The sequence below is a fragment of the Streptomyces gamaensis genome, from assembly GCF_042656465.1.
In the GTDB taxonomy this organism is placed as follows: Bacteria; Actinomycetota; Actinomycetes; order Streptomycetales; family Streptomycetaceae; genus Streptomyces; species Streptomyces gamaensis.
Genome location: NZ_JBHSPB010000035.1, coordinates 1 through 25,476 on the forward strand (window position 1 = coordinate 1; position 25,476 = coordinate 25,476).

The window sequence follows — 25,476 nt, forward strand, 5'->3', positions numbered from 1 at the left end:
GCCGGACGGGCTTGAAAATCAAGCCCGTCCGGCGATTGAGGACCGGGGTCTGGGGCGGAGCCCCAGTTTCGGGAAGGGGCGGGGCTGGGGGACAAGCCCGCCGCAGGCGCCACGGACCCGCACCCGACACCGCCCCCTGCCCCCGCCACCCGCTTCGCCACGGGAACCGACTCCCCCGTCAGCGAAGCCTCCCGCACCGTCAACCCCCGCGCCCGCAACAACCGCACATCAGCCGGCACAAGATCCCCCGGCGCAAGCAGCACAACGTCACCGGGAACGAGCTCCTCCACCGGAACCTCCCGGGGAGTCGCCGAGCCGCCCGGCGCCGGCCGCCGCCGCACCGTGGCCGTAGCCGGAATCAACTCCCGCAAAGCGGCCACGGCCCGGTCCGCCCGGTGCTCGCCCGTCGAGCGCAGTACGCAGCTGACGACGACCAGTACGGCGATCACGGCGGCCGTGCCCCAGGAGGCCAGTCCGGCGGAGACCAGGCCGAGTCCGGTGAGTACCACGGTGAACGGATCCCGCAGGCTGCGCGCGAAGCGGCGCGGCCAGGGCGTGGGCCGCCGCTGCGGCAGGACGTTCTCGCCGCAGCGCGCGAGCCGCTCCTCGGCCTCGGTTTCGGTCAGCCCGCCCGGCCCGCACTCCAGGGCGCGCAGGACCTCCAGGGCCGTGCGCGGCGTCTCCTGGCGCGGGGCGGGGCCCTCAGGCGCCCAGACCACGGAGGCGTCCGGGCGCGGCGGCCGTACGGGAACGGGTCCGTGCCCCGGCACGCGTGCCGGGGCCGGAGCTGCCGACGCCGGAGCCGCCGGCGGCGACCGTGGCCGTACGGGCCTCCGGGGCGCCCCCGGCCGCGCGGTCCGCGAGCTGACCGACCATCAGCCGGACGATCGTGACCACGTCGGGGTCGTCCACCAGGTACACCATGCGGCGCCCTTCGCGCCGGGACCGCACCAGCCCCGCGAGTTTCAGCTTGGCCAGGTGCTGGCTGATCGCGGGCAGCGCTCCGCCGACCCGCTCGGCGAGTCCGCTGACATCGCTCTCGCCCTGTGCGAGCGCCCACATCAGATGGAGCCGGGCCGGGGAGGCGAGCAGTCCGAAGGCGGCGGCCGCCTCGGCCAGTACCTCGGCCGAGGGGTCGTCGAAGTCCTCGCCGAAGCTCCCTGCGAAGCCGGCGAGTTTCTCCGCGTTCTCGACACCTGCGGCCACTGCGCTCTCCTGTCCCGCTCGGGCTTGCGTGCGCCCGGCACGACCAGTCTAGGCAACGCCCGCCGGGCGGCCCCGGGCTGACATGCACGGGGCGAACGGCTCGTGGCCGGTCCTTGCGCGGAGTGGAAGCGGAGGCATGCCCACCGGATCCCCGGGTAGGCGCGCGCGGAGGCCACCACGACCTGGGGAGGACGACGTGACGAGCGTGAGGGGTGCGGCTACCGCTGATGCGGTCGATATGGTCGATATGACTGAAATGTCGGGTATTGCCGATATATATGAGACCGTAGGGGAGGTGGAGGCCGGTCCCGGCCTGCCGCACATCGAGGACGCCTCCGCCGTGGCACCGCGCGACGCCCGCGAACTGTCCCGGCTCTTCTTCGACCGGCTCCGGGACCTGGAGGAGGGCACGCACGAGTACCAGTACGCGCGCAACACCCTCATCGAGATCAACCTCTCACTCGTGCGGTTCGCGGCCGGCCGCTTCCGGGGCCGCGCCGAACAGATGGAGGACATCGTCCAGGTCGGCACGATCGGGCTGATCAAGGCCATCGACCGGTTCGACCTCTCGCGCGAGGTCGAGTTCACGACCTTCGCCGTGCCGTACATCGTCGGCGAGATCAAACGGCACTTCCGGGACACCAGCTGGGCGGTGCACGTGCCCCGGCGGCTGCAGGAGCTGCGCGTCGAACTCGCCAAGGCCACCGCCGAACTCTCGCAGCGCCTCGACCACGCGCCCACCCCCGCCGAGCTCGCCGAGTACCTCGGCATCAGCCGGGAGGAAGTGATGGAGGGCATCGTCGCGGGCAACGGCTACACCGCCGGCTCGCTCGACGTGCCCGTCGACGAGGGCGACGAGTCGGGCGGCGCGAGCTACGCCGAGCGCATCGGCGAACTCGACCCGGCCCTGGAAGGCGTGGAGAACCTGCACGCGCTGCGCCCCCTGGTCGCCGAACTCAGCGAACGCGACCGGCAGATCCTGCGGATGCGCTTCGGGGGCGAGATGACACAGTCGGAGATCGGGGCGGCGCTGGGGGTCTCGCAGATGCATGTGTCACGCCTGCTGGCCAGGATCATCGCGCGACTGCGGGCGGGGCTGCTGGGGCACTCATGAGGGAGGGCGGTCACCGGGACGTTCACGACAGGAGCGACAGGGGTGCGCGCGTGCGCGGTGTTACGCGGTGACGCGGCCGGTGCCGGCGGGAGCCGTACGGCTGCTCCGGCGTCCTCGGTCGCTGGTCGCGGCGAGGCTCGTCCGGGTGGCGCGGTTGCGGGAAGCCGGTGCCGGCGGAGCCGTGCGGCTGGTCCGCCCTCCCCGGCTGCCCGGCGCGGATGCGCTGCCGCGCGGCGTTCCGGCGGTTCCGGCCGGTGACCGGACCGTCAGCTCGTCGGTACGAACGCCGGGCCCGGGCCCGTTGCCTCCGCTGCCGGCGGTCGCAGCCACGTGGCGCGTACCGTCTTGCCGCCCGGCCGCCGGTCGACCTCCAGCCGGCCCGCGAGCCGTTCGACCATGTGCCAGCCGAGCCCGCCGCCCCCGGTGAGGTCCGGTTCGCGTGGGGCGGGCGGCCGGGGGCTGGCGTCCGCGATCTCCACGACGAGCCGCCCCCGCGCGGCGCGTACGCACAGCCGCCACCAGCCGCCCGTATGCCGGACGGCATTGGTGACCAGCTCGGAGACCACGAGCACGACGGCGTCGAGATCGGCCCACGGGCAGTGCCGGGCCAGGAACTCCGCCGTCGCCCGGCGGGCCCGGGCGGCGTCCCCGTCGGGGGATTCGATGACGACCATGCCGCGCGCATACCCAGCGTCCGACGGCTCATGTCCGGAAAATCCCGGTGAGCCGTGAACGGCGGCGCGCTCAGGCGGCCGTCGTCATCTCCCGGACCCGGCCGAGCTGCCGGTGCGCGGCGACGAGCGCTTCGGCGATGTCCCGGGTGCCGGTCGTCACGCACAGCGTGTACGCGGTGTCCTCGGTCTGCCGCCGCACGAGGGCGTCGGAAGGATCGGCGGCGGCGAGCTCGGTGTACCGCTCCAGCAGGGAACGCAGCACGGAGGGGTGGGGCATGAGCATCGAAGGCTCCTCGGTGGGATGAGGTGAGGCGTGAGGGGTGGTTCGGGCGGTACCGTGCGGGGGGCTGCCCCATGGGACCACGACCGGGAGCCGGAGTGGGCGAACTGACGGGGTTGCTGGGGGAGTTCGTCACGTGTGGGGGTGAGGGTGTGTAGGCCGTACGGCTCGGGGGGCGCTACGCGCGGCGGCACGCGCACCCGCTCACGCCAGCCCGCGCCCCCGCCCCCCACGGCCCGCCGCGAGCGCCACCAGTGCGCCCAGTGCGAGCGCCCCGCCCAGCCACATCGCGCCCTCCAGCGACACCGAGTCCACCGCGCGCCCGCCCAGCAGCGAGCCCAGGGAGATCGCGGCGTTGAACGCCGAGACGTACAGCGCCGACGCCGCCTCGCGGGCCTGCGGGGCCGCTGCCATCAGCCAGTTCTGCGTACTGACCGACACACCCCCGTACGCGAGCCCCCACGCGAGCAGCAGCACCACCGCCCCCGTCGGGCCGCCCGCGAGCAGCGGTGCCGCCGGGATGATCACGGCCAGTGCCGCGCAGATCACCAGCAGCGTGCGGCGCGGGTCGCGCGCGGCGGCGCTGCCCGCGAGGAAGTTGCCGGCGACGCCCGCGGCCCCGTACCCGAGCAGCAGCGCGCTGATCGCGCCCGCGCCCAGGCCGGGCACCTGCTCCAGTACGGGCCGTACGAACGTGTAGCCCGTGAAGTGCCCGGTCACCAGCAACGCGATCACCACCAGCCCCACCCGTATCCGCGACCCGCGCAGCAACGAGCCGAGGTCGGCCAGGCGCACGGCGTGCTCGGCCCGCAGCGGCGGCAGCAGGAGCGCGAGCGCCACCGCCACGGCGAGCGCGACCGCGCTCATCGCCACGAACGCGGTGCGCCAACTGCCCAGCCCGCCCAGGAGCGTTCCGGCGGGTACGCCCACGACGGAGGCCACCGCGACCCCGCTGAAGATCAGCGACGTGGCGGCCCCGACGGACCGCGCCGCCACGAGCCGTACGGCCAGCCCGGCCGCGACCGCCCACACCCCACCGATGCACACCCCCACCAGCACCCGCAGCCCCACGAGCACCCCGATGTCCGTCGCGGCCGCAGCCCCCGCGTTGGCCGCCGCGAGCAGCACCATCAGCCCCACGAGCAGCTTCCGCCGGTCCAGCCGCCGGGCCGCCGCGGTGACGACGGGCGCCGCGACGGCCGCCACCACGCCCGGTACGGTCATCGTCAGCCCGGCCGTCCCGTCGGAGGCCCCGAGGTCGGCCCCGATGGGCGTGAGCAGTCCCACCGGCATCATTTCCGTCGTCACGACGGAGAACGTCCCGGCCGCGACGGCGACCACCGCGCCCCAACCCCTGCTGTCCCACTCCGATTTCGTCATGACCCCAGCCTTCGGGGCTTCGCGCCCGGGAACAACGACGGATCACTCAGCATTCGATAAGCAGGACTCATCGATCAGTGGGAGGGAAGAGCAGCGTGGACGGGGGACTCGACCTGCGGGAGCTGGAATGCTTCCTGGCCCTGGCCGAGGAACTGCACTTCGGCCGCACCGGGGACCGGCTGTACGTGTCGCAGAGCCGGGTCAGCCAGCTGCTGCGCTCGCTGGAGGGCCGGATCGGGGCACGGCTGGTCGACCGTACGAGCCGCCGGGTGGCCCTGACCCCGCTCGGCGAACGTTTCCTGACGCAACTACGGCCGTCCTACGCGGCGTTGGCGCAGGCGGTGGCGGACGCGCGGGACGCGGCCCGGGGCGTCGAAGGCGTGCTGCGCGTCGGCTTCCAGGGCACGGCGAACGGGGCCCTGATGCGCGCCGTCGACACGTTTCAGAGTGCGCATCCCGCGTGTGCCGTGGACCTCGTGGAGATCCCGCTGGGGGATCCGTTCGGCGCGGTGCGAGGTGGTGAAGTGGACGCGGCGGTGGTGCTGCTGCCGGTCCGCGAGCCGGACCTGGTCCTGGGGCCGGTCTTCTCACGGCAGCGGCAGACGCTGGCGGTGTCCGTACGCCATGTCCTCGCCAGGCGGGCGGAGTTGAGCGCCGAGGAGCTGGCTTCCTGTCCCCTGGTCGCACCGTCCGTGGAAGCCCCGCCCTACTGGCGCGAGGCCCAAGCCCCGACCCGCACCCCGGCCGGCCGCCCGGTCCCGCCCGGCCCGGTGGTGACCACCCTGCAAGAAGGCATCACCGCCACCGCCGCGAACCGGGCGGCCATGCTGCTGTGCCGTTCGACGGCCGACTACCACGCCGCCCGCCGGGACGTCGCGTTCGTCCCGGTGACCGGACTGCCGGACTCCGCGCTGGGGCTGGTGTGGCGGAGGGCGGGGGAGACGGAGCGGGTACGGGAGTTCGCCCGGGTGGTGGGGGAGGCCGTGGTGGTGTGAGGCCCGGGCCGGTCCGTTCGCTACGCGGCCGCCGCGTACGCCGACACTCCGTGGTGCAGCTCGGCGACGTCACCGTTGCGCAGGGCCGCGAGCGCGGCGCGGACTCGTCTCGCCTGGTGCGGCATGCAGTAGTCGTCGAGTTCGTCGACAACAACCCATTTGTAACTGAGGAGTTCCGCATTCCGCTCCGGGGCCGGGAGCGGCAGCTTGACCTCCGGTTCGCCGGGGAGCGGGGCGACCGCGTACACCAGGCTGATACCGGCGGGCGCGGTCCCGGTGGCCGGTACCCAGTCGTGTACGAGCATCCGCGCCGGAGCCACGTCCAGCCCCGTCTCCTCCCGGACTTCCCGCACCATCGCGTGCGACGGGGCCTCTCCCTCGCGCATCGCCCCGCCGGGCAGCCGGAAGTTCCGGCCGGTCTCCCCCGCGCAGTCGGGGCCCACCATGAGCACGTGCGGTTCGTGGGTGCCGTCGCCTTCGGCGGGGCGCAGGATCAGCGCCAGGGCGGTGGCGCGCAGCGGTGGGGGATTGATGGGGTCGACGTCCAACGGTGCTTCCTTTCCCAGGTGCAGCTTCTCGTAGTGATCGCGGATGTCGTACGCGGCCCGGAGCAGCAGCCGGCAGTAGTCCCGCGCACTCATCAGCCCACTGCCCGGGCCGTCCTGCTGCGCCGCCCGGTAGAACCCTCCGTCGGCGACGCGTCCGGCGAGCGCGCGACGCGGATCGTCCGCGCGCAGGGTTACTGCGAGGGCTTTCAGCGCGGGCGCGTACCTTCTGATATACCGGCGGAGAGCGTTCGTCGACTCGGTCAACTGCTCCGCCGTCGGCGCCGGATGGGCCATGAGGACGGCCTTTACGGACTCCAGGAACGCGGGCTCGTCCTCGGGAGAGCGGGCGTGCGGCGGCGGGATGGGGCCTCCTCCAAAGGTCATGGCGGTGCCGGGGCAGAGGACGGGCATGGTGGGTCGGTCTCCTTGGGGCAGGTGTGGAGCGCCGCGGATCGGGCATCAAACGGAATGTTCGAACGTAGCGTCACCCGAGCGGAGTTGACGCTTCTCGTTCCGGCAACCAGTATCTGACAACACCCCTATGCTCAGCCCCACCGAAAGGTTGCGGGACCACAGAGTCAACTGGGGGATACAACCATGCCTGCCCCAAAGCCGAATGACCCCTACCAGGCGCGTGTAGCCAAGCTCGGGTTGACCATCAAGGAGTACCGGGTCCGCAAGCGGTGGACGCAGGGCCAGCTGGGCAAGGCGGTTGCTCTGACGAAATTCGCGATCTCCCATTTCGAGAGTGGGGCGCATATTCCTTTGCGGGAGACCGCTGCTCTCATCGACGGTGCGCTGGGGGCGGGGGGGCGGATCCGGAGGATGCGGGAGGAGCTGGACGACAACCCTGACGCCCGGTTGATCCAGCGCGTATTCAAGATTGAGCAACGGGCGGTACGGATTCGCCACGTTGGCGGACTCGTTCCTGCCCTCCTACAGAATCCCGCGTATGAACGCGCGATCATCGAGCAGAACATTTCGTACCTCGGAGGGGACGTCGAGGAGAAGCTCAAGTATCGAGCGCTGCGACACGAAATCCTGAAGCGGCCGGATCCGCCTTCCTTGTCCGTGGTTCTCGGCGAGGCCGCCCTCCACGCTGTGATCGGTGGCCTGGCGGTCATGAGGAGCCAGCTGCTGGATTTGATCGATGCTTCGCGAAGGCCGGGGATCGACCTTCGGATCGCACCCTTCTCCAGGGATGCTCAACTCATCCAACAACTCGGCGAGTTCAGTCTCATGGATCGCCGGGGAGAGGGTCCTGCTGTGTACGTGTCCGCCGGGGTTCGCGGCATTCTTGTCACCAAGCCGCCGGCCGTGGACGAGTACGTCACCATCTATGATCTGCTGCACGCCAGAGCGTTGGATGCTGAGGCGTCAAGGGTCCTGATTCGCAAGGCCATTAGGGAGATGTACCCCGATGCTCACCACTGAGCCTGATCTGTCCAGGGCCTCCTGGCGCAAGAGCACCTACAGCCAGAGCAGCGGCGGCTGCGTCGAGATCACGGAGGAGTACCCCGACCGCATACCGGTCCGCGACTCCAAGGCCCACGACCGCATACCGGTCGTCGTACCGCGCCGAGCCTGGACCACGTTCGTCACGGCTGTTGCCGCCACCGACGGCCGTCTGCCTGCGTGAACGGCGCGAACTGCCGGTGGCCGCACCACGAATTCCTTGACCACCGGCAGTCCGTCGGCCGATTACCTCAGCTTCTGCTCGATCACCTCATAGACGGGACTGTTCGCGTCGAACTTGATGTCCCGTGTTATCAGGTTGTCGACGCGGTACCGGAAATTGCCGTCGGAGTTGACGTCGAGGTTGCCCGGCCCCACGACTCCCTTCATGGGCGTGGCGACGATCCTGACCTGAAGCGCGTACTCGGTGACATCCGGCACCTGATACACAGTGGAACGGGTGCCGGGGGCGACGGGATGGCGGACTTCCTTCGTCTTGGTGGTCTGCGTGACCTCCTGGTAGTTGAAGGCGGCGGTCAGCGCGGCCTTGACAGGGCTCGTCACGGCGTCGACGGGAGTCCCGGGCCAGGTCTTGTCGCCCGACAGACCGAAGGTGAAACCGAGCGTCCTGGAGTTCATCACGGATTCGTTGCTCACCACGGTGGACTCGGTGGAACCCCGGTTGGTCTGCTCGAAGAGCTTCCGCCACTGGTCCTTGACCACGAGCGGATTGAGCTTCTTGTTCCCGAGCACTTCGACCTCGCAGACGGCGCTGCGCATCGGGAACACGTTCGTGTCGAACTTCCGCGGGTTCGGCGTGATTTCCAGTGTCTTCCTGCCCCAGGTCTCACGAGGGCGGATGTCGAGTGCACCCGAGGGGTCGCAGAAGGACTTCATGAGCTCGCTGATCTTGGCGGCGTACTGCGGTGCCTGCGCGTTGAACACGATGGTCGGCGACGCCGCGGCGGCCGGAGAACTCGCCAGCAGCGGCAGAACGAACGCACCACCACCGACGGCGGCGAGCAACCTTGCGTTATGACGACGGAGCATGTCACACTCCTACTAGTTGAATTTGATGTTCACTAGCGAGTGCGGCCACAGCATCCCCATGAGTGGCCGCACTCGCACACTCAGCAGCTTCAGCGGCTTGTGAAGCCGATTCGGCCGCCTTGGCCGGACACTCTGCCATAAAGTTCCGACAAAGCAAAAGTAATATACGGATCAAGTTGGGCTGTCTGCCGCTGAATTCTGACGTCCTGTCACGGCCGTCCGTGGCGCACGGTCGCGCCCTCGTTACCGACAGGTGTTCCAGTCGTGGCTGGGGCGCCGACTGCCATGTGAGGAGCGGCAGGGTCCGCACCGCCACGGATTGCGCCAACTGCAAGACCTGCTACGGCACATGGGTCGGGCGCGGCTAATGGAGGTTCAAGGGCCTGTGGGACGCCCGCGCGTAGGCTCGTTGCCATGAGTGACGGGGTGTGCTTCCAGATCGTCTACACGCCTGACGAAGGTGGCTACAACGCACTGGAACCGGTAAGCGGCACAACAAGTTGGGGACAGACGCTCGACCAAGCCCGGGAAATGATCACGGAAGCGCTGGAACTGTACTTCGCCGAAGTCGCGGATGATGCGGACGCGCGCCACGCATCGACGCCGCAGCCCATGCCGTGACCGGTTCGGTCAGCGTGAAGGTCTTGTGAGGCCGCCACTTTCCCAGATCAGCAGTAGTGACTTCATCAAGGCCCTGTGCTTTGGCGCCCACCCCATCAGCCGAGTGGACTGTGCTGCGTGGCCATCACAGCAGCCAGACGCGGCTTGCTGGTGATCCACTCGGTATTGCCGACGAGGACGGCTTGCCGTACCGCGTGGATGGTGCCTATGTCCGGCGTGGAGGGGAGAGCGAGGGCTGCTCGTCGGAAGTACTTGAAGAGCGCGGGTAGCTGCTCAGGCTCTGTTCGGCCCTTTGCCTTGAGGGAGAAGAGCGGGAGGAACCATGTCTCGAACCTCTCCCTCATCAACTCGGTGGCTCTGAAGGCGTCATATGTCGCGCCGAGGCTCCCTGCCTGGTCGTAGGGGAGATGGCCATGCAGGGCGTACTGGAGCTTTACCCCCCGGTGCGCGCGGAAGTGCTGACCGTGTGCAGCGATGTGGCTGGCCGCGTTCTGGGTGATGGTTATGACGGCCCTGTCCGCCTGAAGCCTTCGGGCGGCAGTGATGACCGTGGCGTGGATTCCGGCGCGGGGGTCGAGGACCAGCCCACTGAGACCGAACGGCGAGAGATCAACACCGTGGTCGCGAGTCCGGGAAAGAATCAGCCGCCGCGGGACATTGCTCGCGGTGTTCCGCAGATGCTTGGGCTGCTGGTGGTGGCTGGCATGGATGTCGTCGCGGTCGAGGACGGGGCGGTCCTTCGCGAGCTCGGCGACGAGGTGGAGCCGCCGACGATCCCTGATGTCGGTGCCACCGCAGGAGTTGCAGGGGTGGCTGCCCCCGCCTGTTAGATGACCGCAGGTCTGGCAGGTGGGAACGGTCTCCTCGCTGATCACCAGCACGCCCGCGCGAAGATTCTCTTCGATCATGTCCAGCGCGAGGCCGGCCACTTCTGGGTCGGCGTCGGTCATGATGCCCGCCGGTGGTAACCGACGATCCGGGTACTTGTCCGCTATGAGGTCAGCCTCGAACCTCTCGCGGGCGACCCGATGATCGCGACCTTCGCGATGGCGCAGGTCTCCTGCGAGCGTGACGGTGTTCCAGAGGTGGGGGGCGGGCGGCGAGCCGATGATGGTGTTCAGGGCAGCGGCGAGGCGGATGCCGACAGCCTTGCCCGGTCGGCCTTCGAGGGTGAACGGCCCGTTTTGGACAGGTCCGTTGAGGAACAGGTACCGCAACGGCTGCCTCCTAGATCGGTGGGGTGGTCGTTCCTGTCCGTGTGAACCGGCCGTCTCGTAATGCGTAGTGAAGGATCGCGGCATTGGGCATCTTGCCCTTCCGTTCCTCGGCGAGGATTTCCGGAAGTGTTCTGTCTTCGAGCAGGGAGCGGAGTGCCACGGCAGTGGTCTGGTGGGTGAAGGCGATGACCGTGCGCGCTGCCTGGAGTTCAACCCGTGCCAGCTCGGCGAACTCGGCAGCACGTGTGCGAACGCCCTCAGCCAGCGACTCGCCACCGCCCGGCGCAGTCCAGATGTGCTTCCGCAGGCGACGATCCTCGGCGAGATCGGGATAGGTATGGAACAGCTCACGCTTCGTCATGTATGTGGCGTCACCGTAGTGCTGTTCGTCGAGGAGCGGGGTCTGCCGGGGCCAGCCGTCTGGAGGATTGGGCAGGGCGATCGCTGCGGTGTCGATCGCCCTTCGGTAGGTCGAGGTGTAGACGTGCGGCTCGGCCCCGGCTACCGCTGGGAGAGCCCCAGCGAGCCAGAGCGCCTGCCGGAATCCTCGCGGCGTCAGCCCGACGATGCTGCGGGAGATGAAGTGGGCGGCGGCTCCGCTGTAGGGGCGGGGGTCCTGGTAAAAGCCGTTGTACTTGTCGGCGTTCTCGATGGACTCGGCATGGCGGATGACGAGCAGGGCCATGGCGCGTTTCTACCCGGCCAAGTTGGCGACGTACGAACTGCTGACGGTCCACGGCGTGAGTTCGATGCCGAAGCCGCTGCGTTCGCCGTCCTGCGTGTGGACGAGCTTGCCGGACAGGTGCACGGTGTCTCCAGATCGGAACGCGCCCGTGTAGGCGCCGAGGTACGAGCGCATGTGGGTGATCCTGCGGGCGAAGGAGTCGGGCTCGTCGATCGTCGAGCTGAGGATGGTCTTCACCTTGATCCCGTACACCGCCGGAGTGGTGAGGCCCTCGGCATGGTCGGTGATCCTCGCGAGGAGCGAGACCTCTCCGATCTCCTTGGAGGAGACACGGGCGAAGGTCTTGTCGCGGTCGGAGCGGATGGGCTCGCAGTTGATGTGCGCGCCGGCGCTCGCGGTGAGTCCCTGGAGCTTACGGCGCTCCTGCTTGATGAGGGCGTCGAAAGAGCTGCCCTCCATGTACTTGGCTCGCCGGATGTACAGCCGGGTCAGGTCGTCTCCGTCGTAGGGCCGGATCAGACCGGTCTGCTTGAACAGTTCCTGGGCGGCCTCGTAACCCTCCGGGCCGTAGCAGACGAGGTCGATGTCCGAGCGTTCGTTGAAGCAGCCGACAAGGAAAGACCCCGTGATCCCGATCAGGCCCTGCGCGCCGTTCACGGTGATCCACTCGGTGATCGCCAGAAGGTCCTTTCCTGCCTGGTTGTCGGCCACGGTGCCGGGTTCTTCGTGTATGGCTATGAGAGCTTGGCGGCAGGAGTAGTGGACTGAGACATCCTCGCGCGGGATGCCGGTGATGACGCAGCCGAGAGTGTCGGAGTACACGTAGCACTCCGGCCTGTCGGCAAGGATGCCGAAGGACTTGGACACCACGCTGTTCTGCCGGTAGGTCCGGCCGAACAGCCGTCGGTCGCCCTTCACGTCGGGGTGGTACTTCACATAGCCGAGGAAGTGGCTGCCAGGGTGACTGTCACCGATGACCTTGAAGACGATTCCGTGGTGGTCCATCAGATAGTCGCGGTCACGAACGGTGGGAACGGGCCTACCCGTGTTCAGCGGCGAACCGTTCCAGAGTGGGGAAGGTACCGGTGTCGATCGTGTTGGACGACTCATACTGATCAAGTCCCATCGTGAAGATGGTGCGGCGGTACTGCCACTTGACGTGCTTGTCGTGCCGTGCGGTGTCCGTCGGACGCATGAGGGCGAGAAAGAAGAAGCACTTGACGAGCAGGAAGTCGCCCAGGTGCTCGCTCACCCTTTGTCCGATGAGGGACGCGGTGGTCTCGTCGAGTGCAGCGGTGTAGGCGGAACGCTGCTCGGCGCTGATGGTGTAGCCCTTGCCGCCGCCCTTGAAGGCCACGATGTCGAGGGCCGGGTAGACGTCGTAGCCGAGAGGGATCGGGCCGTGGTGCTGCCAATCGATGACTCCGGCGTCCAAGAGGTTGGGCAGGCCGTAGTCCAAGTGGCCGCGTACCAGGGGAAGCTGGGCCAGTCTGTCGAGGGCCTGCTTGACCGTGTCGTGTACTCGGGGAGTGTCGAAATCCGGGTTCTCCTCGAAGACGTTCTCGGCGAACGCCGCCTTCTCGAACCAGGGCGAGGCGGGCACGGGGTGGCGGGCCTGGGCTTGGAGAAGCCTTGACGAGACCGTTGCAGCAGTAGTGATCACTTGGTGGCTGACCTGGCCGTCCTGCTGGGCGTCAGCGAGTGCTTCCTCGTGCAGTGACACGGTGCCGAGGGAGCGCTCGACCACGTAGTAGTTGCTGTCCTCGGGTCCGCTCTCGACGATCTCCGGCACCGGGTAGCCAAGGCCGGCGACCAGTCGCTGAAAGTCGGCCTCCTCGCGCAGTTCGACTCCGCCGGTCCGCTTGTAGAGCAGGCCGTCGGCAGACCGCCAGACTGCTCCTTGGGCGGCCGTTCTGTTCTTCACGAATTCCCAGTCGCTCATTCACTCATCCTTTCGCACTGCCGAGTTCACGCGGTGCATGCGGGACCGTGGGCGGGACGTGCTGCGGTGGGTCGGCCGCTCCCGGGGGAAAGAGCGGCCAGCCCCGTCACTGTCCGGCTGGTGGGATCTGATCGCTCATCGGTGTCCGCGCGGGCGGGACCGCGTTGCCTGAGAACGCCGTCGACGGGTCGACCTTGAACCTGGCCATCGCACCTCTTCTCCAAGAGATGGGGCGGGGCGGCGTCTCTGGCAGACGCACCCTCCGAGGCCCGGACAGCAGCCCCGCTACGACCGTACTCGCAGAAAAATTACGAGTCCACTGATTCTGTGAGTAGTAGTACCTCTGTGTTTCTGCCAAGCTGAGTGCGAGTCCAAGGGGAGGCCCCAATGAGCAGCGGTTTTGGGCTGGTTGTCCGCTTCGAGTTGCGTGATGAGGCCGCAGCGGCCGGGTTCGACGAGCTGGTCGCTCGCACGCTGCCGGAGATCCGGGAGCGTGAAGCGGGCACGCTCGCCTACGTCGTCCACTCTGTCCCGGACCAGCCGAACGTCCGGGTGTTCTACGAGCTGTACGCTGATCGGGCGGCCTTCGACGCCCACGAACAGCAGCCGCACACCAAGCGATTTCTGGCCGAGCGGGAGCAGTACCTCAGCGGACTTGAGGTCACCTTCCTCGCCGCCGAGGCGGGGAAGGGGCCGGTGCCGATGTGAGCACCCCCGAGGAGCGCAAGGCGTTCGGAAGCCGAGTTGCCGAGCTGCGCAAGCAACGTGGGGTGAAGCAGGACGAGTTGGCGGCGGCCATCGGCCGTACGTCCAGTTGGATGTCCCAAGTCGAGCGCGGCGTCCAGCCGGTGAACCGCCTCGATGTGCTGCGACTGCTGGCAGACGGGCTTGGCGTCCCGCTCCGGACGTTACGGCCGGATGCGCCGGCGGAGCTGCCCACGCCTCGGTCGGAGTCGGCGGAGCATGCAAGCGACCTCGACCAGGCACGACTTGTGATCTCTGGGCATCCGGTGCCTGAGGTGCTGCTCGTCGACACGGCGGCGAGCAGGCCTGCCGACCTTCCAGAACTGCGAACGGCTGTCGACCGGGCGTGGGAGCTGACGCACGGGAATCGGTTTGCCGAACTCAGCGCTGCCCTCGGTCCCCTGGTCCCGCGCCTTGAGCGAGTAGTCCGTACCGCTCCTGACCGTGAGCGTCCGGAACTTTCGTTGCTCCTGAGCCGGACGTACCAAGCGCTGTCTGCCGCATTCGTCCGCCAGGACGAGCCCGACGCGGCCTGGATCGCCGCGGATCGCGCCATTCAGGCGGCAGAGAAGTCCGGCGAGCCCTTGCAGGTCTTCGCGAGTATCTTCCGCCTCGTGCAGGCCTTCGTGCGCCTGCGGCGTCTGGACCAGGCAGAACACGCGGCCACCACGGCTGTGAACGCCCTGCGTCAGCACACCGACGACAGCGCCGTTCCCAGCGCCGAGGCGCTGTCGCTCCTGGGCTCCCTGCATCTGGTCCTGGCACTCGTCCACGCCCGAGCCGGTAACCGTGCCGAAGCGCGAGGGGAGATCGGTCGCGCTCGTGAAACGGCGCAACGGGTCGCAGCCGACCGGAACGACTTCAACCTTGAGTTCGGCCCCACCAACACCGAGATCCAGGCCGTGTCCATCGCCGTGGATCTCGGTGACGCCGGTGAGGCCATCGAGGTCGGTCAGCAGATCGACGCATCGGCTCTGTCCGTCGAGCGACGAGCACGACTGGCCATGGACATGGGACGGGCCTACGCGCAACGGCGTCAGAGCGGTGAAGCTCTTGCGTATCTGCTCCAAGCCGAGGCGCTGTCCCCCGAGTTGATCCACACACACGTCGCCGCGCGGAACGCGATCAGGGAACTCGTCCTGGTCGCGGGACGCGCCGCCGGCCCGGAGCTGAAGGCTCTGGCAGAGCGCGCTGACGCTCTGCCGTGACCACTCCTGATCTGCACAGACTCTGGGAACGAGGGCGAGGTCGTGCTCCCCGCAGAGCAGTACCGCGCCGATCTGCCCGACTGGCACCACCCGACGTACGACGAGCTGCTGTGCCGGGCATCGGCCGTGCACCGCACGGGCCTGGACTCCTGGCCGTCTGGGACGGCCGGCCCGCCCGCGGTTACGGCGGGACGGCCGACGTCGTCGCCTACGCCGAGAACAAGGGCGTACCGGTGCGCGTCCTCTGGCCCGAAGGGGCGACGCGCGACTGACCCGCTGCCTTCGGTAGTCACGGAGGTCTCGGTGCCTTGCCGCAAGGCGCATGTTGATCGTTTGTAGATCGCCGGGTGCTGTACTGCGGGCCATCCACCCGACCGAGATCACGGAGGCGCCGTGCTCAGGCGCATCGCCGCTGCCGTCATCACTGCGGCGGCCTTCGCCGCAACCGCTGTGCGGCGTGATCGTCACGGCAGGGCGGGAGGCCGACGCCGGCCGCTTGGCGAACGCGGTGATCGAGCACGCCGCTCGTACGGACCGGCTCGCCTCCGTCGCAATTTCGCACGAATCCCACGGAGAACCGTGAACGCAAGAAGTTCCTTCCGGAGACATCTGGGCGCATTTCTGGCGCTCTGCATGTCGTTCGGCCTCGTCGCACTCGGAGCGCCCTCAGCGCAGGCCGATGCCGATTCATCATGGCTGAGTTTCACATCGGACAGCTCCCCTGATCTGTGCATGACCGCCGAGGGCTCCAAAGTCCGGCTGCGGACCTGCAACGGAACGGATCCGCAGGTCTGGTACTGGAACGGCGGAACCTTCCAGATCATCAACAAGGCCACGAGGCAATGCCTGGGCATCGAGGGCGGATCGGTGGCCGGTGAAAAACCTCTCGTGGCCGAGCTCTGCCAAACGAGACGCATCAGTGAATCGCAGCGGTGGTGGTACCACAACTACAAGGGAACCACCATTGACAACTATGACTCCGAGAAGGTTTGCGTAGACGTCCCGTCCTCGGATTTCAAGGACGGGAAGGAGCTTCAGGCGTACAACTGCAACGGAACTGACGCCCAGAAGTGGAACGCCGACTGGCCCAAGACCGTTGACGACAAGGAATGGCTGAGGGCCTGCGCCCAGGGGTACTACCCGGGCAACAGTGACAATACGGCTACCTGTGAGTACGTCAACACGTCCTACCAGCCCGACTCGTACCCGGCCACCCGGGTGTTCGTCGGCAACACCTGTGACGCGGACACCCCGTTGCCGCAAACTCCGACGTACACGTGGTCCAATTCGCGTACGGGGGAGGACAGTGTCTCCGTCACCACCGGTCTGACGGCGGAGACGGGAGCCGTGGCGAGCCTCTTCGCGAAGGTTTCCGTCAAGCTTGAGTCGTCCTATGGGCACAAGTGGACCCAGTCGCACACCTATGGCGGGTCCGTTCCTCTGAACATCAACAAGCACATGAAGCTGGCCGCCTACCACGTCGGCGCCCGGTACATGAATACGGACGGCTACTACAAGATCGTCCTGAAGTACCCCGTCTCTGGTGTGAACCAGCACAATGTCAGTACGAGGGTTCACATGGAGGACAGTGACGACGCGGGTGAGATCAGGTACAAGGCGTTCAACTGCAACGAGGAACCGCCGGCAACGCTCGTCCCCTCGATGACCAGCCGAGATCTCCCGATCGGGGTCACCGGCGGTGGCTCCAACAATGGCGGCGAAAGCAACGGCGGCAACAACGGCGGAAATTCCGACGGACAGCCCGGCCACGGCAAGACCGTGCGCTTCGTCTATGCCTTCGGCATGCGGGAGGCCGTCGACCAGTGGGGTGGCAACACCGCGAACGGCAGCCGTGTCTACTCCTCCGACTACGTCCAGGGGAATCAGAACCAGCAGTGGGTTCTCTGGGACAAGGGCAACGGCCAGTACCTCATCGAGAAGGACCCGCAGCGCGGCGGCCAGGTCCTGGACACCGACCTCGGCAACCACTCGGTCAACCTCTGGCACGTCAGCGGATCCAACGGTGCGGACAACCAGCGCTGGACCTTCACGCCGAGCAGGTACAGCTCCAGTGCCTTCACGATCTGCGCCGTCAACGGCGGATGCCTGCGGACCGATGGCCCCGCGCAACCGCTGAGGACGGTGCCGCGCGAGGAGGCCTCGCTGTGGTTGCTGTGGTGATGGGCCTGGGCTTGGAGAAGCTTTGACGAGACCGTTGCAGCAGTAGAAAAGCCGCACCCGGTACCGCGAACGACGCGGTACCGGGTGCGGCGTTACCCGGAAAGACCGGAAAGCCTGAAGGGCCCGGAAGAAGGGCTTACGCCTTCTTCGTCTCCCAGAAGATGCGGTCGATCTCGGCGATGAGCTCCAGCGCCTTCTCGCCCGTCTTCGGGTCGTTGGACGCCTTCGCGGCGCTCAGGGCCTTGAGGGTGTCGTTGACCAGCTGGTGCAGCTGCGGGTACTTCTCGAAGTGCGGGGCCTTGAAGTAGTCGCTCCACAGCACCGAGACGTGGTGCTTGGCCAGCTCCGCGCGCTGCTCCTTGATGATCAGGGCGCGGGTGCGGAAGTCGGTGTCCTCGTTGGCCTGGTACTTCTCCTGGACGGCCTTGACCGACTCGGCCTCGATCCGGGCCTGGGCCGGGTCGTAGACGCCGCAGGGCAGGTCGCAGTGGGCGCTGACCCGCACCTTGGGCGCGAACAGACGGGAGAGCATGAAGCTGTCCTTCCTCGTGATCGTCTTCTCAGGTGCGAGATTACTCGGTGTGGGAAGGCTTTTCCCGGGTGCCCCGGGGTGCTTAGGACAAAAGTCCGGTGTCAGGCTGGGACGTGTGGAGGAAAGGGACCAGGAGGTGCCGCAGTGCAGGAGCAAGTGGACGAACGCGGGCAGGAGCTGGACCGCGAGCGTCGCGGACTGCTGCGGATCGGGCTGGCCGAGGTCTACAACCCGTCGATGGTGCCGACGTTGAACCCGGGGGACCAGCTGGTCGTGCAGTACGGGGCGGCGGTGCGGCCCGGGGACGTGGTGGTGCTGCGGCACCCGTTCCGGCAGGACCTGCTGATCGTCAAGCGTGCCGTCGAGCGGCGGGCGGGCGGCTGGTGGGTGATGGGGGACAACCCGCTGGTGGAGAACGACAGCCGGGAGTTCGGCGCGGTGCCCGAGGACTTCGTGGTGGCCCGTGCGTGGGTGCGGCTGCGCAGGCCGCCGGAGGCGGGTCAGCGCTCTGTGGGCACGCTGCTGTCCTGGCTGGTCTCGGCGCTGCGTCCGGTGCGCTCGGGCTCGCCGACGGACACGCTCTCGCGGCTCTCGCGGCGTTTGCGGGCCCGGTAGGCGGCGACGTTGGCGCGGGTCGCGCAGCGGTCGGAGCAGTAGCGGCGCGAGCGGTTGGTGGAGGTGTCGACGTAGGCGTTGCGGCAGGGTGGCGCCTGGCAGATGCCGAGCCGGTCGATGCCGAGCTCGGTGAGGTGGAAGGCGAGCCCCATGCAGGCCGTCGCCGCGTAGCCGGCCCCGGCGTTGGCCGCGTGGTCGGCGATGTGCATGTGCCACTTGGGGCGGCCGTCCTCGTCGCGGTACTCGTGCCCGGAGATGCGCGGGCTGACCGGGAACTCCATCATCAGCGCGTTGAGCAGGTCCACGGCCCGTACCTCGTCGCCCTCGTCGGCGGCCTCGAAGACCGCGCGCAGCCGGGCCCGTACCGCGCGCAGCCGGGTCACGTCGGCGTCGGTGGCCCGGCGGGCGGTCTGCCGGTTCTCGCCGAACAGGGCGCGTACGGCCTCGACGGAGGTGAGCGCGTCGGTGCCGCGCCGGGGCTCCTCGCTGTTGACCAGCCGCACGGCGTAGTCCGAGTAGTAGGCGAGTTCCACGTGGGGTCCTTCTCCGGCCGGTCCTTGCGTCCTGTGTCCTGTGTTCTGGGTCCTGTGCCCGGCGTTCTGCGCCCTGGTAATGGACGGTCGTGAGACGAGGGTATTACGGCGCGGTGGATTCGCGGGAGGGCGCCCCTCGCGCCCTGCTGATCATGTTCATGCGGAGAATATCGTGAACCGGTGCCGTCGCAGACTTCAGGCAAGCCGTCGTCGCGTGCCCTGGTCCTGTGGGCCGTGCTCGCCGCCCTCCTCGCGCTCGTCGCCCCCTCGCCCTCGCCCTGGCCCTCCGCCCCCGGTCCGCCGGCCGGGCCCCGGGGTGAGGACGGCGGGCCCGCGCAGATCCGCCGGTTCGCCCTGGAGCCCGCGCGGGTGCGGCCCGGTGAGAAGGTGACGGTGATCCTCTCGGACGACCGCGCCGCACCGGACGAGGACACCCTCCCCCTGAAGTCGCCCCGCTTCGCGGCGAGTTCGCGGATGCGGCTCACCCCGCCCGGCAGCCCGGACGACCCCGGCTGCAAGTGCGACGACGGGGCCACGGTGTACGTCGGCCACGTCACCGTGCCCTACGGCACCGCGTCCGGTACGTACACCGTGACCGTCGTCAGCCATCACGGACAGCACACCAGCACCGCGCAGTTGACGGTCCACGGCGGCACCGGCGCCGGCTCCGACGCGTGGGTGCCCTGGGCCGCCGGCTGCGGCGGGGCCGCCGCGCTGGCGGTGGGGACCGTCCTCGTCGCGGGGCGCCGGCGGCGGCGTACCGCTCCGCCGCGGGTTCCCTAAAGCACCTTCGACAGGAACGACTTCGTCCGCTCGTGCCGCGGGCGCGTCAGCACCTGGCGCGGGTCGCCCGACTCGACCACGACCCCGTCGTCCATGAACACCAGCGAGTCCCCGACCTCGCGGGCGAAGCCCATCTCGTGCGTGACCACGATCATCGTCATGCCGTCCTCGGCGAGGGAACGCATGACGTCGAGGACGTCGCCGACGAGCTCGGGGTCCAGGGCGGAGGTCGGCTCGTCGAAGAGCATGAGCTTCGGCTCCATGGCCAGGGCCCGGGCGATGGCCACGCGCTGCTGCTGGCCGCCGGAGAGCTGGGAGGGATAGCCGGCGGCCTTGTCCGCCAGGCCCACCCGGTCCAGCAGGCGCACCGCCCGTTCGCGGGCGACGGACTTCGTCTCGCCCTTGACCTGGACCGGCGCCTCCATGACGTTCTCCAGCGCCGTCATGTGCGGGAAGAGATTGAAGCGCTGGAAGACCATGCCGATGTCGCGGCGCTGCTCGGCGACCTCGCGGTCCTTCAGCTCGTGGAGCCTGTTGCCCTGCTGGCGGTAGCCGACGAGCTGCCCGTCGACGTACAGCCGCCCGGCGTTGATCTTCTCCAGGTGGTTGATGCACCGCAGGAAGGTGGACTTGCCGGAGCCGGAGGGGCCGATGACGCAGAACACCTCGCGCGGGGCGACCTCCAGGTCGATGCCCTTGAGGACCTCGACGGCGCCGAAGGACTTGCGCACGCCCTCGGCCTTCACCATGGCCGTGGCCTTCTTCGCGGCGGATGTCGCGGTGGTCATCGCACCTCCTGGGGGCGGCGCAGGGAGAGCAGGTTGGCCCGCACCTTCTGCCACGGGGTGGGCGGGAGCTGGCGCTGCGCACCGCGCGCGAACCGCCGCTCCAGGTAGTACTGGCCGACGCTGAGCACGCTGGTGAGGACCAGGTACCAGGCGGCGGCGAGGAAGAGCATCTCGACGGTCGCGCCGGAGACCCGGCCGACGTTGGTGGCCGCCTGCAGCAGGTCGTAGTACTGCACGGCGATGACCAGCGAGGTGGTCTTGAGCATGTTGATGAACTCGTTGCCCGTCGGCGGCACGATGACCCGCATCGCCTGCGGCAGCACCACGCGCCGCAGCGTCTTCGCGTGGCTCATGCCCAGCGCGTGCGCGGCCTCGGTCTGCCCCTCGTCGACGGACTGGATGCCGGCCCGGCAGATCTCCGCCATGTACGCGGCCTCGTTCAGGCCGAGGCCGAGGAGCGCCGCGAGGAAGGGCGTCATGAACGAGGACCAGTAGTCCTTGTAGATGGGGCCGAGGTTGACGTACTCGAAGACCAGGCCCAGGTTGAACCAGACGAGCAGCTGTACGTAGACGGGCGTCCCGCGGAAGAACCAGATGTACGCCCACGCCACCGACGAGGTCACCGGGTTCTTCGACAGCCGCATCACGGCGAGCACGATGCCGAGGGCGACGCCCACGACCATGGAGGCGACGGTGATCCAGATGGTGTTGCGGACGCCCTTGAGGATGTCGGCGTCGAAGAAGTAGTCGGGGACGGCACCCCAGTTGAGCCTGCCCTGCGCGAACGCGTTGATCAGCAGGGCCAGGACGGCGAGCGCCACGGCGGCGGAGACCCACCGTCCGTAGTGGCGCACGGGAATCGCCTTGATCGTCCCGGCGCGGGCGGCGGCGGGCGGTGGCGGTTGCTCGGCGGGGGGCTCCGCCTTGTCGTTGTCTGTCGTCACGGGTGTGGCCTTTCGAGCTGCTGGCGGCGGTACACGGCGGTGCGCGGCGGCTGCGGCACCGTCACGAACCGCCGTTGACCCGGGCCTCCTTGAGCGCCCCGTCGGCCACTCCCCACTTGTTCAGGATCTTCTGGTACTCGCCGTTCTTGATGATCGCGTCGAGGGCTTCCTTGAGTGCGTCGCGCAGCTGCGTCTGTTCCTTGGGCAGCGCGATCCCGTACGGGGCCGCCTGCACCTGGTCGCCGACGAGCTCGAAGTCGTTGCCGCCGCCGGAGGTCTTGACCGCGTACGCGGCGACGGGGAAGTCGGAGGCGCCCGCGTCGGCGCCGCCGCCGCGCAGCCGGGTCTGCGCCTGGATGTCGTCCTCGAACGCCTCGATGGAGATCTTGTTGTCGCCGCACTTCTCGGACTGCTTCTTGGTCAGGTCGTCGGAGACGGTGCCGCGCTGCACCACGACCTTCTTGCCGCACAGGTCCGGCCAGCCCTTGATGCCCTCGGACTTGCCCTTGACGGTGTAGATGGAGACACCGGCCTGGAAGTAGTCGACGAAGTCGACGCCCTCGCCGACCTTCTTGTTGGTGGACGGGTCGACGCCGTTCTGGCGGTCCTTGTTGTCGGTCATCGCCGACATCGCGACGTCGTAGCGCTTGGAACGCAGGCCCGCCAGCAGGCTGTCGAAGGTCGAGTTGTTGAACTCGAAGCGCACGCCCAGCTGCTTGCCCATCGCGTCGGCGAGGTCCGGGTCCAGGCCGATGACCTTGCCCTCCTTGCGGAACTCCACCGGCGGGTAGGCGATGTCCGAACCCACCTTGATCACCTTGGCGTCCTTGACCGCCTGCGGCAGCTTGTCGAACAGCGGGGCGGCGGAGGCCGCGGACCCCGGCTCCTTCCCGCCGGACTTCTTCGTCTGGTCGCCACAGGCCGACAGCAGCAGGGCGCCGGCGACCGCGATCGCGCCGGCGGCAGCCAGCCGGCTCCTGGCGGCAGCGGCCGGGCGATGGATGGTGCTTGCGGTCATTGCTGGTTCCTCCCGCGGGTGAGGGGACGGCCGACTCTTCGACTCTGCGTTCAGCACTGCACTGCAACTGCACAACTACGCAACGGGCACAACTGCCCACAACCCGGCGCACGGTGGCGCGCGCCGTGCGCACACGGGGGCGTGGGGCACCTGGCATCGGGTGCCGCGACCCCGTGTGGTCTGGGCATCTTGCCACCCGGACCGCACCGTTCGGGGGGCTCTCCGTGTCAAAATCGGATAACGGGCGATCCCCGTGCGGTACCGGGCCGGTCCGCGGCCGCCGAGAAGCCGGCGCGGATACCGGGCGGAAGGCGAATCGCCCACCCCCTTCGTCGAGTTCCCCGCCCGCCGTCTTTGCGCGCATGCTGTTACCCGTGCGTAGCTTCCTGGTTGTTACCGCCGCGTAGACCGGAGCCCGGGCACCGTGCCCCACCGACCCGCACCCCGGGGCGGCTACCCTCGACAGAAATCGACAAAGGGGTCAAACAAAGTGGCAGCGGAGATCGTGAATCCTCGGAGCGAGAGCGTCAACGAGGGCGGCAGTGGTCCCGAAGGGGCCCAGGACGGGTTCTTCGACCCGGCCTTCGCCCTGCACCGGGGCGGCAAGATGGCGATCCGGGCGACCGTGCCCGTGCGCGACAAGGACGACCTGTCCCTCGCCTACACGCCGGGCGTCGCCAAGGTGTGCAGCGCCATCGCCGAGCAGCCCGGGCTCGTCCACGACTACACCTGGAAGTCCCAGGTCGTGGCCGTGGTCACGGACGGCAGCGCGGTGCTCGGCCTCGGGGACATCGGCCCGGAGGCCTCCCTGCCCGTCATGGAGGGCAAGGCCATCCTCTTCAAGCAGTTCGGCGGCGTGGACGCGGTGCCGATCGCCCTGGACTGCCGGGAGGTCGACGAGCTCGTCGAGACGATCGCCCGCCTCGCGCCGTCCTTCGGCGGCATCAACCTGGAGGACATCTCCGCGCCCCGCTGCTTCGAGGTCGAGCGGCGGCTCCAGGAGCGCGTGGACATCCCCGTCTTCCACGACGACCAGCACGGCACCGCCGTCGTCACCCTCGCCGCGCTGCGCAACGCCGCCCGGCTCACCGGCCGTACGCTCGGCGAGCTGCGCGCCGTCATCTCCGGCGCGGGCGCGGCCGGGGTGGCCATCGCCCGGATCCTCACCGAGGCCGGCATCGGCGACGTCGTCGTGTGCGACCGCAAGGGCATCGTCTCCGCCGACCGTACGGACCTCACCGACGTCAAGCGCGAACTCGCCGGCTTCACCAACAAGGCGGGCCGCAGCGGGTCGTTGGAGTCCGCGCTCGACGGGGCCGACGTGTTCATCGGCGTCTCCGGCGGCACCGTGCCGGAAACGGCCGTCGCCACGATGGCCAAGGACGCGCTGATCTTCGCCATGGCGAACCCGACGCCGGAGATCCACCCCGACGTCGCCCGCAGGCACGCGGCCGTCGTCGCCACCGGCCGCAGCGACTACCCGAACCAGATCAACAACGTGCTCGCCTTCCCCGGCATCTTCGCGGGCGCCCTCCAGGTGCGGGCCTCCCGCATCACCGAGGGCATGAAGCTGGCCGCCGCCGACGCGCTGGCGGCCGTCGTCGCGGACGAGCTGAGCGCGGACTGCGTGATCCCCTCGCCGTTCGACGAGCGGGTCGCTCCCGCGGTGACGGCGGCCGTGGCCGCGGCGGCTCGGCGGGACGGGGTGGCGCGGCGTTGACGCCTCTCGGCGCCGGACGGGCTTGAAACAAGCCCGTCCGGCGCTTGAGGACCGGGGGTTCGGGGGCAGCGCCCCCGAACGGCGCCGCCGAAGGCATCAGCGGTGCGGGTCACACCCGCGGGCGGTTTCCCGAACCGGCCCACAGGGCTAGGTTCGGATCATGTTCGCCGCCTATGCCGCACATATCGACCGTGAGCAGCCCCTGCGCGGGCTGGAGTTGGGGGAGCGTCCCGAGCCCGAGGCGCCGCCCGGGTGGACGGTCGTCCACGTCAGGGCCGCCTCCCTCAACCACCACGACCTGTGGTCCCTGCGCGGGGTCGGCCTCGGTGAGGAGGTCCTGCCGATGATCCTCGGCTGCGACGCCGCCGGCGTCGACGAGGACGGCAACGAGGTCGTCCTCCACTCCGTCATCGGCCAGACCGGCCACGGCGTCGGCCCGCGCGAGCCGCGCTCCATCCTCACCGAGCGCTACCAGGGCACCTTCGCCGAACGCGTTGCCGTGCCCGCCTGGAACGTGCTGCCCAAGCCGAAGGAGCTCTCCTTCGAGGAGGCAGCCTGTCTGCCGACCGCCTGGCTGACCGCGTACCGCATGCTGTTCACCAACGCCGGGGTGCGCCCCGGCGAGAGCGTGCTCGTGCAGGGCGCCGGCGGCGGCGTCGCCACGGCCGCGATCGCCCTGGGCGCGGCGGCCGGGCTGCGGGTCTTCGCGACCAGCCGCGACGAGGCCAAGCGGCGCCGCGCCGTCGAACTCGGCGCGGAGGCCGCGTTCGAGCCCGGGGCGCGGCTGCCGCGTCGGGTGGACGCGGTCATCGAGACGGTCGGGGCGGCCACCTGGTCGCACTCGGTCAAGTCCCTCCGGCCCGGCGGCACTCTGGTGATCTCCGGGGCGACCAGCGGCCCCTCCCCGGCCTCCGCCGAACTCAACCGCATCTTCTTCCTGGAGCTGAAGATCGTCGGCTCGACCATGGGCACGAAGGAGGAGCTGGCGGACCTCCTCGCGTTCTGCGCCGCCACCGGGGTGCGGCCGGTCATCGACTCGGTCCTGCCGCTGGAGCGGGCGCGGGAGGGGTTCGAACGGATGGAGAGCGGGGGGTTGTTCGGGAAGGTCGTGCTGACGGTGTGACCTGCCGGTCGGGGCGGGGGGTACGGGGGCGCCGTTGCCGGGTGCGGGTGGGTGGCGCCTGCGGCGGGCTTGTTCCCCAGCCCCGCCCCTTCCCTCCCCCAGCTACCGCTGGGAGGTGCC

The 25,476-nt window shown here is 69.0% G+C and carries 27 protein-coding genes and 2 pseudogenes; 13 read left to right on the top strand and 16 right to left on the bottom strand.

Annotated elements, in window-relative coordinates; all coding sequences use genetic code 11:
• Positions 1-719 (bottom strand): P-type ATPase actuator domain-containing protein (locus ACFP1Z_RS31975; RefSeq protein ID WP_390321269.1); only part of this gene is annotated, 719 nt, incomplete at its 3' end.
• A gap of 115 nt (positions 720-834) precedes the next feature.
• Positions 835-1,206, bottom strand: a pseudogene (locus ACFP1Z_RS31980) (ArsR/SmtB family transcription factor); the annotation flags it as partial.
• Positions 1,207-1,462: 256 nt separating this feature from the next.
• Between ACFP1Z_RS31980 and ACFP1Z_RS31985 the strand changes: the two are divergent.
• Positions 1,463-2,320 (top strand): RNA polymerase sigma factor SigF, encoded by an 858-nt coding sequence (locus tag ACFP1Z_RS31985; RefSeq protein ID WP_390321327.1) that lies wholly within the window; start codon positions 1,463-1,465, stop codon positions 2,318-2,320.
• A 266-nt stretch (positions 2,321-2,586) separates the two neighbouring features.
• On the opposite strand, the gene ACFP1Z_RS31990 is transcribed toward ACFP1Z_RS31985, so the two are convergent.
• The 3 genes from ACFP1Z_RS31990 to ACFP1Z_RS32000 form a co-directional block, all read right to left on the bottom strand.
• Entirely contained in the window at positions 2,587-2,994 is a 408-nt protein-coding gene (locus ACFP1Z_RS31990; RefSeq protein ID WP_390321271.1) for an ATP-binding protein, read from the bottom strand.
• Between the two features lie 70 nt (positions 2,995-3,064).
• Positions 3,065-3,277, bottom strand: coding sequence for a DUF5133 domain-containing protein (locus ACFP1Z_RS31995; RefSeq protein ID WP_390321273.1), 213 nt, complete (start codon positions 3,275-3,277; stop codon positions 3,065-3,067).
• A 201-nt stretch (positions 3,278-3,478) separates the two neighbouring features.
• Positions 3,479-4,654: an MFS transporter gene (locus ACFP1Z_RS32000; protein WP_390321274.1), complete on the bottom strand. Its 1,176-nt coding sequence runs from the start codon at positions 4,652-4,654 to the stop codon at positions 3,479-3,481.
• Between the two features lie 95 nt (positions 4,655-4,749).
• Between ACFP1Z_RS32000 and ACFP1Z_RS32005 the strand changes: the two genes are divergently transcribed.
• Positions 4,750-5,649 (top strand): LysR family transcriptional regulator, encoded by a 900-nt coding sequence (locus ACFP1Z_RS32005; protein ID WP_390321276.1) that lies wholly within the window; start codon positions 4,750-4,752, stop codon positions 5,647-5,649.
• A gap of 20 nt (positions 5,650-5,669) precedes the next feature.
• On the opposite strand, the gene ACFP1Z_RS32010 is transcribed toward ACFP1Z_RS32005, so the two are convergent.
• Positions 5,670-6,608, bottom strand: coding sequence for a DUF6415 family natural product biosynthesis protein (locus ACFP1Z_RS32010; RefSeq protein ID WP_390321277.1), 939 nt, complete (start codon positions 6,606-6,608; stop codon positions 5,670-5,672).
• 240 nt (positions 6,609-6,848) lie between these two features.
• Between ACFP1Z_RS32010 and ACFP1Z_RS32015 the strand changes: the two genes are divergently transcribed.
• Both ACFP1Z_RS32015 and ACFP1Z_RS32020 read left to right on the top strand, forming a co-directional pair.
• On the top strand, positions 6,849-7,631 hold the full coding sequence (locus tag ACFP1Z_RS32015; RefSeq protein WP_390321278.1) for a helix-turn-helix domain-containing protein: 783 nt from the start codon (positions 6,849-6,851) through the stop codon (positions 7,629-7,631).
• Positions 7,618-7,836, top strand: coding sequence for a DUF397 domain-containing protein (locus ACFP1Z_RS32020; protein WP_390321279.1), 219 nt, complete (start codon positions 7,618-7,620; stop codon positions 7,834-7,836). The genes ACFP1Z_RS32015 and ACFP1Z_RS32020 overlap by 14 nt, the downstream gene beginning before the upstream one ends.
• 62 nt (positions 7,837-7,898) lie before the next feature.
• On the opposite strand, the gene ACFP1Z_RS32025 is transcribed toward ACFP1Z_RS32020, so the two are convergent.
• Complete coding sequence (locus tag ACFP1Z_RS32025; RefSeq protein WP_390321280.1) at positions 7,899-8,702, bottom strand: hypothetical protein; 804 nt, start codon at positions 8,700-8,702, stop codon at positions 7,899-7,901.
• 414 nt (positions 8,703-9,116) lie between these two features.
• On the opposite strand from ACFP1Z_RS32025, the gene ACFP1Z_RS32030 reads away from it, so the two are divergent.
• Positions 9,117-9,323: a type II toxin-antitoxin system HicB family antitoxin gene (locus ACFP1Z_RS32030; protein WP_390321281.1), complete on the top strand. Its 207-nt coding sequence runs from the start codon at positions 9,117-9,119 to the stop codon at positions 9,321-9,323.
• Between the two features lie 95 nt (positions 9,324-9,418).
• Here the strand turns inward: ACFP1Z_RS32030 and ACFP1Z_RS32035 are convergent, their stop codons facing one another.
• From ACFP1Z_RS32035 to ACFP1Z_RS32050, 4 genes are read right to left on the bottom strand one after another with little or no spacing between them, the layout of a single operon-like run.
• Positions 9,419-10,540, bottom strand: a complete 1,122-nt coding sequence (locus ACFP1Z_RS32035) for a hypothetical protein (protein WP_390321282.1) — start codon at positions 10,538-10,540, stop codon at positions 9,419-9,421.
• A gap of 10 nt (positions 10,541-10,550) precedes the next feature.
• The gene (locus ACFP1Z_RS32040; protein WP_390321284.1) at positions 10,551-11,225 is read right to left on the bottom strand and encodes a histidine phosphatase family protein; all 675 of its coding nucleotides are present in this window, start codon (positions 11,223-11,225) and stop codon (positions 10,551-10,553) included.
• Between the two features lie 9 nt (positions 11,226-11,234).
• The gene (locus ACFP1Z_RS32045; protein ID WP_390321285.1) at positions 11,235-12,230 is read right to left on the bottom strand and encodes a nucleotidyltransferase domain-containing protein; all 996 of its coding nucleotides are present in this window, start codon (positions 12,228-12,230) and stop codon (positions 11,235-11,237) included.
• Between the two features lie 34 nt (positions 12,231-12,264).
• Positions 12,265-13,167 carry a phosphotransferase gene (locus tag ACFP1Z_RS32050; RefSeq protein ID WP_390321286.1) on the bottom strand — a complete coding sequence of 301 codons (903 nt, stop codon included), beginning with the start codon at positions 13,165-13,167 and terminating at the stop codon, positions 12,265-12,267.
• Between the two features lie 387 nt (positions 13,168-13,554).
• Between ACFP1Z_RS32050 and ACFP1Z_RS32055 the strand changes: the two genes are divergently transcribed.
• The 4 genes and pseudogenes from ACFP1Z_RS32055 (at position 13,555) to ACFP1Z_RS32070 (ending at position 17,300) form a co-directional block, all read left to right on the top strand.
• Positions 13,555-13,875 carry a putative quinol monooxygenase gene (locus tag ACFP1Z_RS32055; RefSeq protein WP_390321288.1) on the top strand — a complete coding sequence of 107 codons (321 nt, stop codon included), beginning with the start codon at positions 13,555-13,557 and terminating at the stop codon, positions 13,873-13,875.
• A complete protein-coding gene (locus ACFP1Z_RS32060) occupies positions 13,872-15,119 on the top strand; it encodes a helix-turn-helix domain-containing protein (protein ID WP_390321289.1) in 1,248 nt (415 codons plus the stop codon). The genes ACFP1Z_RS32055 and ACFP1Z_RS32060 overlap by 4 nt, the downstream gene beginning before the upstream one ends.
• A gap of 21 nt (positions 15,120-15,140) precedes the next feature.
• Positions 15,141-15,391, top strand: a pseudogene (locus ACFP1Z_RS32065) (hypothetical protein); the annotation flags it as partial.
• A 361-nt stretch (positions 15,392-15,752) separates the two neighbouring features.
• Complete coding sequence (locus ACFP1Z_RS32070) at positions 15,753-17,300, top strand: RICIN domain-containing protein (RefSeq protein WP_390321290.1); 1,548 nt, start codon at positions 15,753-15,755, stop codon at positions 17,298-17,300.
• A gap of 136 nt (positions 17,301-17,436) precedes the next feature.
• On the opposite strand, the gene sodN is transcribed toward ACFP1Z_RS32070, so the two are convergent.
• Complete coding sequence (sodN, locus tag ACFP1Z_RS32075; RefSeq protein ID WP_390321291.1) at positions 17,437-17,832, bottom strand: superoxide dismutase, Ni; 396 nt, start codon at positions 17,830-17,832, stop codon at positions 17,437-17,439.
• A gap of 144 nt (positions 17,833-17,976) precedes the next feature.
• Between sodN and sodX the strand changes: the two genes are divergently transcribed.
• On the top strand, positions 17,977-18,447 hold the full coding sequence (sodX, locus tag ACFP1Z_RS32080) for a nickel-type superoxide dismutase maturation protease (RefSeq protein WP_390321292.1): 471 nt from the start codon (positions 17,977-17,979) through the stop codon (positions 18,445-18,447).
• Here sodX and ACFP1Z_RS32085 read toward each other — a convergent pair.
• A complete protein-coding gene (locus ACFP1Z_RS32085; protein ID WP_390321293.1) occupies positions 18,333-18,980 on the bottom strand; it encodes a CGNR zinc finger domain-containing protein in 648 nt (215 codons plus the stop codon). The genes sodX and ACFP1Z_RS32085 overlap by 115 nt on opposite strands.
• Positions 18,981-19,160: 180 nt before the next feature.
• Between ACFP1Z_RS32085 and ACFP1Z_RS32090 the strand changes: the two genes are divergently transcribed.
• Positions 19,161-19,763 (top strand): hypothetical protein, encoded by a 603-nt coding sequence (locus tag ACFP1Z_RS32090; RefSeq protein WP_390321294.1) that lies wholly within the window; start codon positions 19,161-19,163, stop codon positions 19,761-19,763.
• Here the strand turns inward: ACFP1Z_RS32090 and ACFP1Z_RS32095 are convergent.
• From ACFP1Z_RS32095 to ACFP1Z_RS32105, 3 genes are all read right to left on the bottom strand, one after another.
• Positions 19,760-20,512 (bottom strand): amino acid ABC transporter ATP-binding protein, encoded by a 753-nt coding sequence (locus tag ACFP1Z_RS32095; protein WP_390321330.1) that lies wholly within the window; start codon positions 20,510-20,512, stop codon positions 19,760-19,762. The genes ACFP1Z_RS32090 and ACFP1Z_RS32095 overlap by 4 nt on opposite strands.
• Before the next feature lie 35 nt (positions 20,513-20,547).
• On the bottom strand, positions 20,548-21,495 hold the full coding sequence (locus ACFP1Z_RS32100) for an amino acid ABC transporter permease (protein WP_390321295.1): 948 nt from the start codon (positions 21,493-21,495) through the stop codon (positions 20,548-20,550).
• Positions 21,496-21,556: 61 nt separating this feature from the next.
• Entirely contained in the window at positions 21,557-22,513 is a 957-nt protein-coding gene (locus tag ACFP1Z_RS32105; RefSeq protein ID WP_390321296.1) for an ABC transporter substrate-binding protein, read from the bottom strand.
• A gap of 490 nt (positions 22,514-23,003) precedes the next feature.
• On the opposite strand from ACFP1Z_RS32105, the gene ACFP1Z_RS32110 reads away from it, so the two are divergent.
• A complete protein-coding gene (locus ACFP1Z_RS32110) occupies positions 23,004-24,233 on the top strand; it encodes an NAD(P)-dependent malic enzyme (protein WP_390321297.1) in 1,230 nt (409 codons plus the stop codon).
• Between the two features lie 160 nt (positions 24,234-24,393).
• Positions 24,394-25,356: a zinc-binding dehydrogenase gene (locus ACFP1Z_RS32115; RefSeq protein WP_390321298.1), complete on the top strand. Its 963-nt coding sequence runs from the start codon at positions 24,394-24,396 to the stop codon at positions 25,354-25,356.
• Positions 25,357-25,476 lie beyond the last annotated feature (120 nt).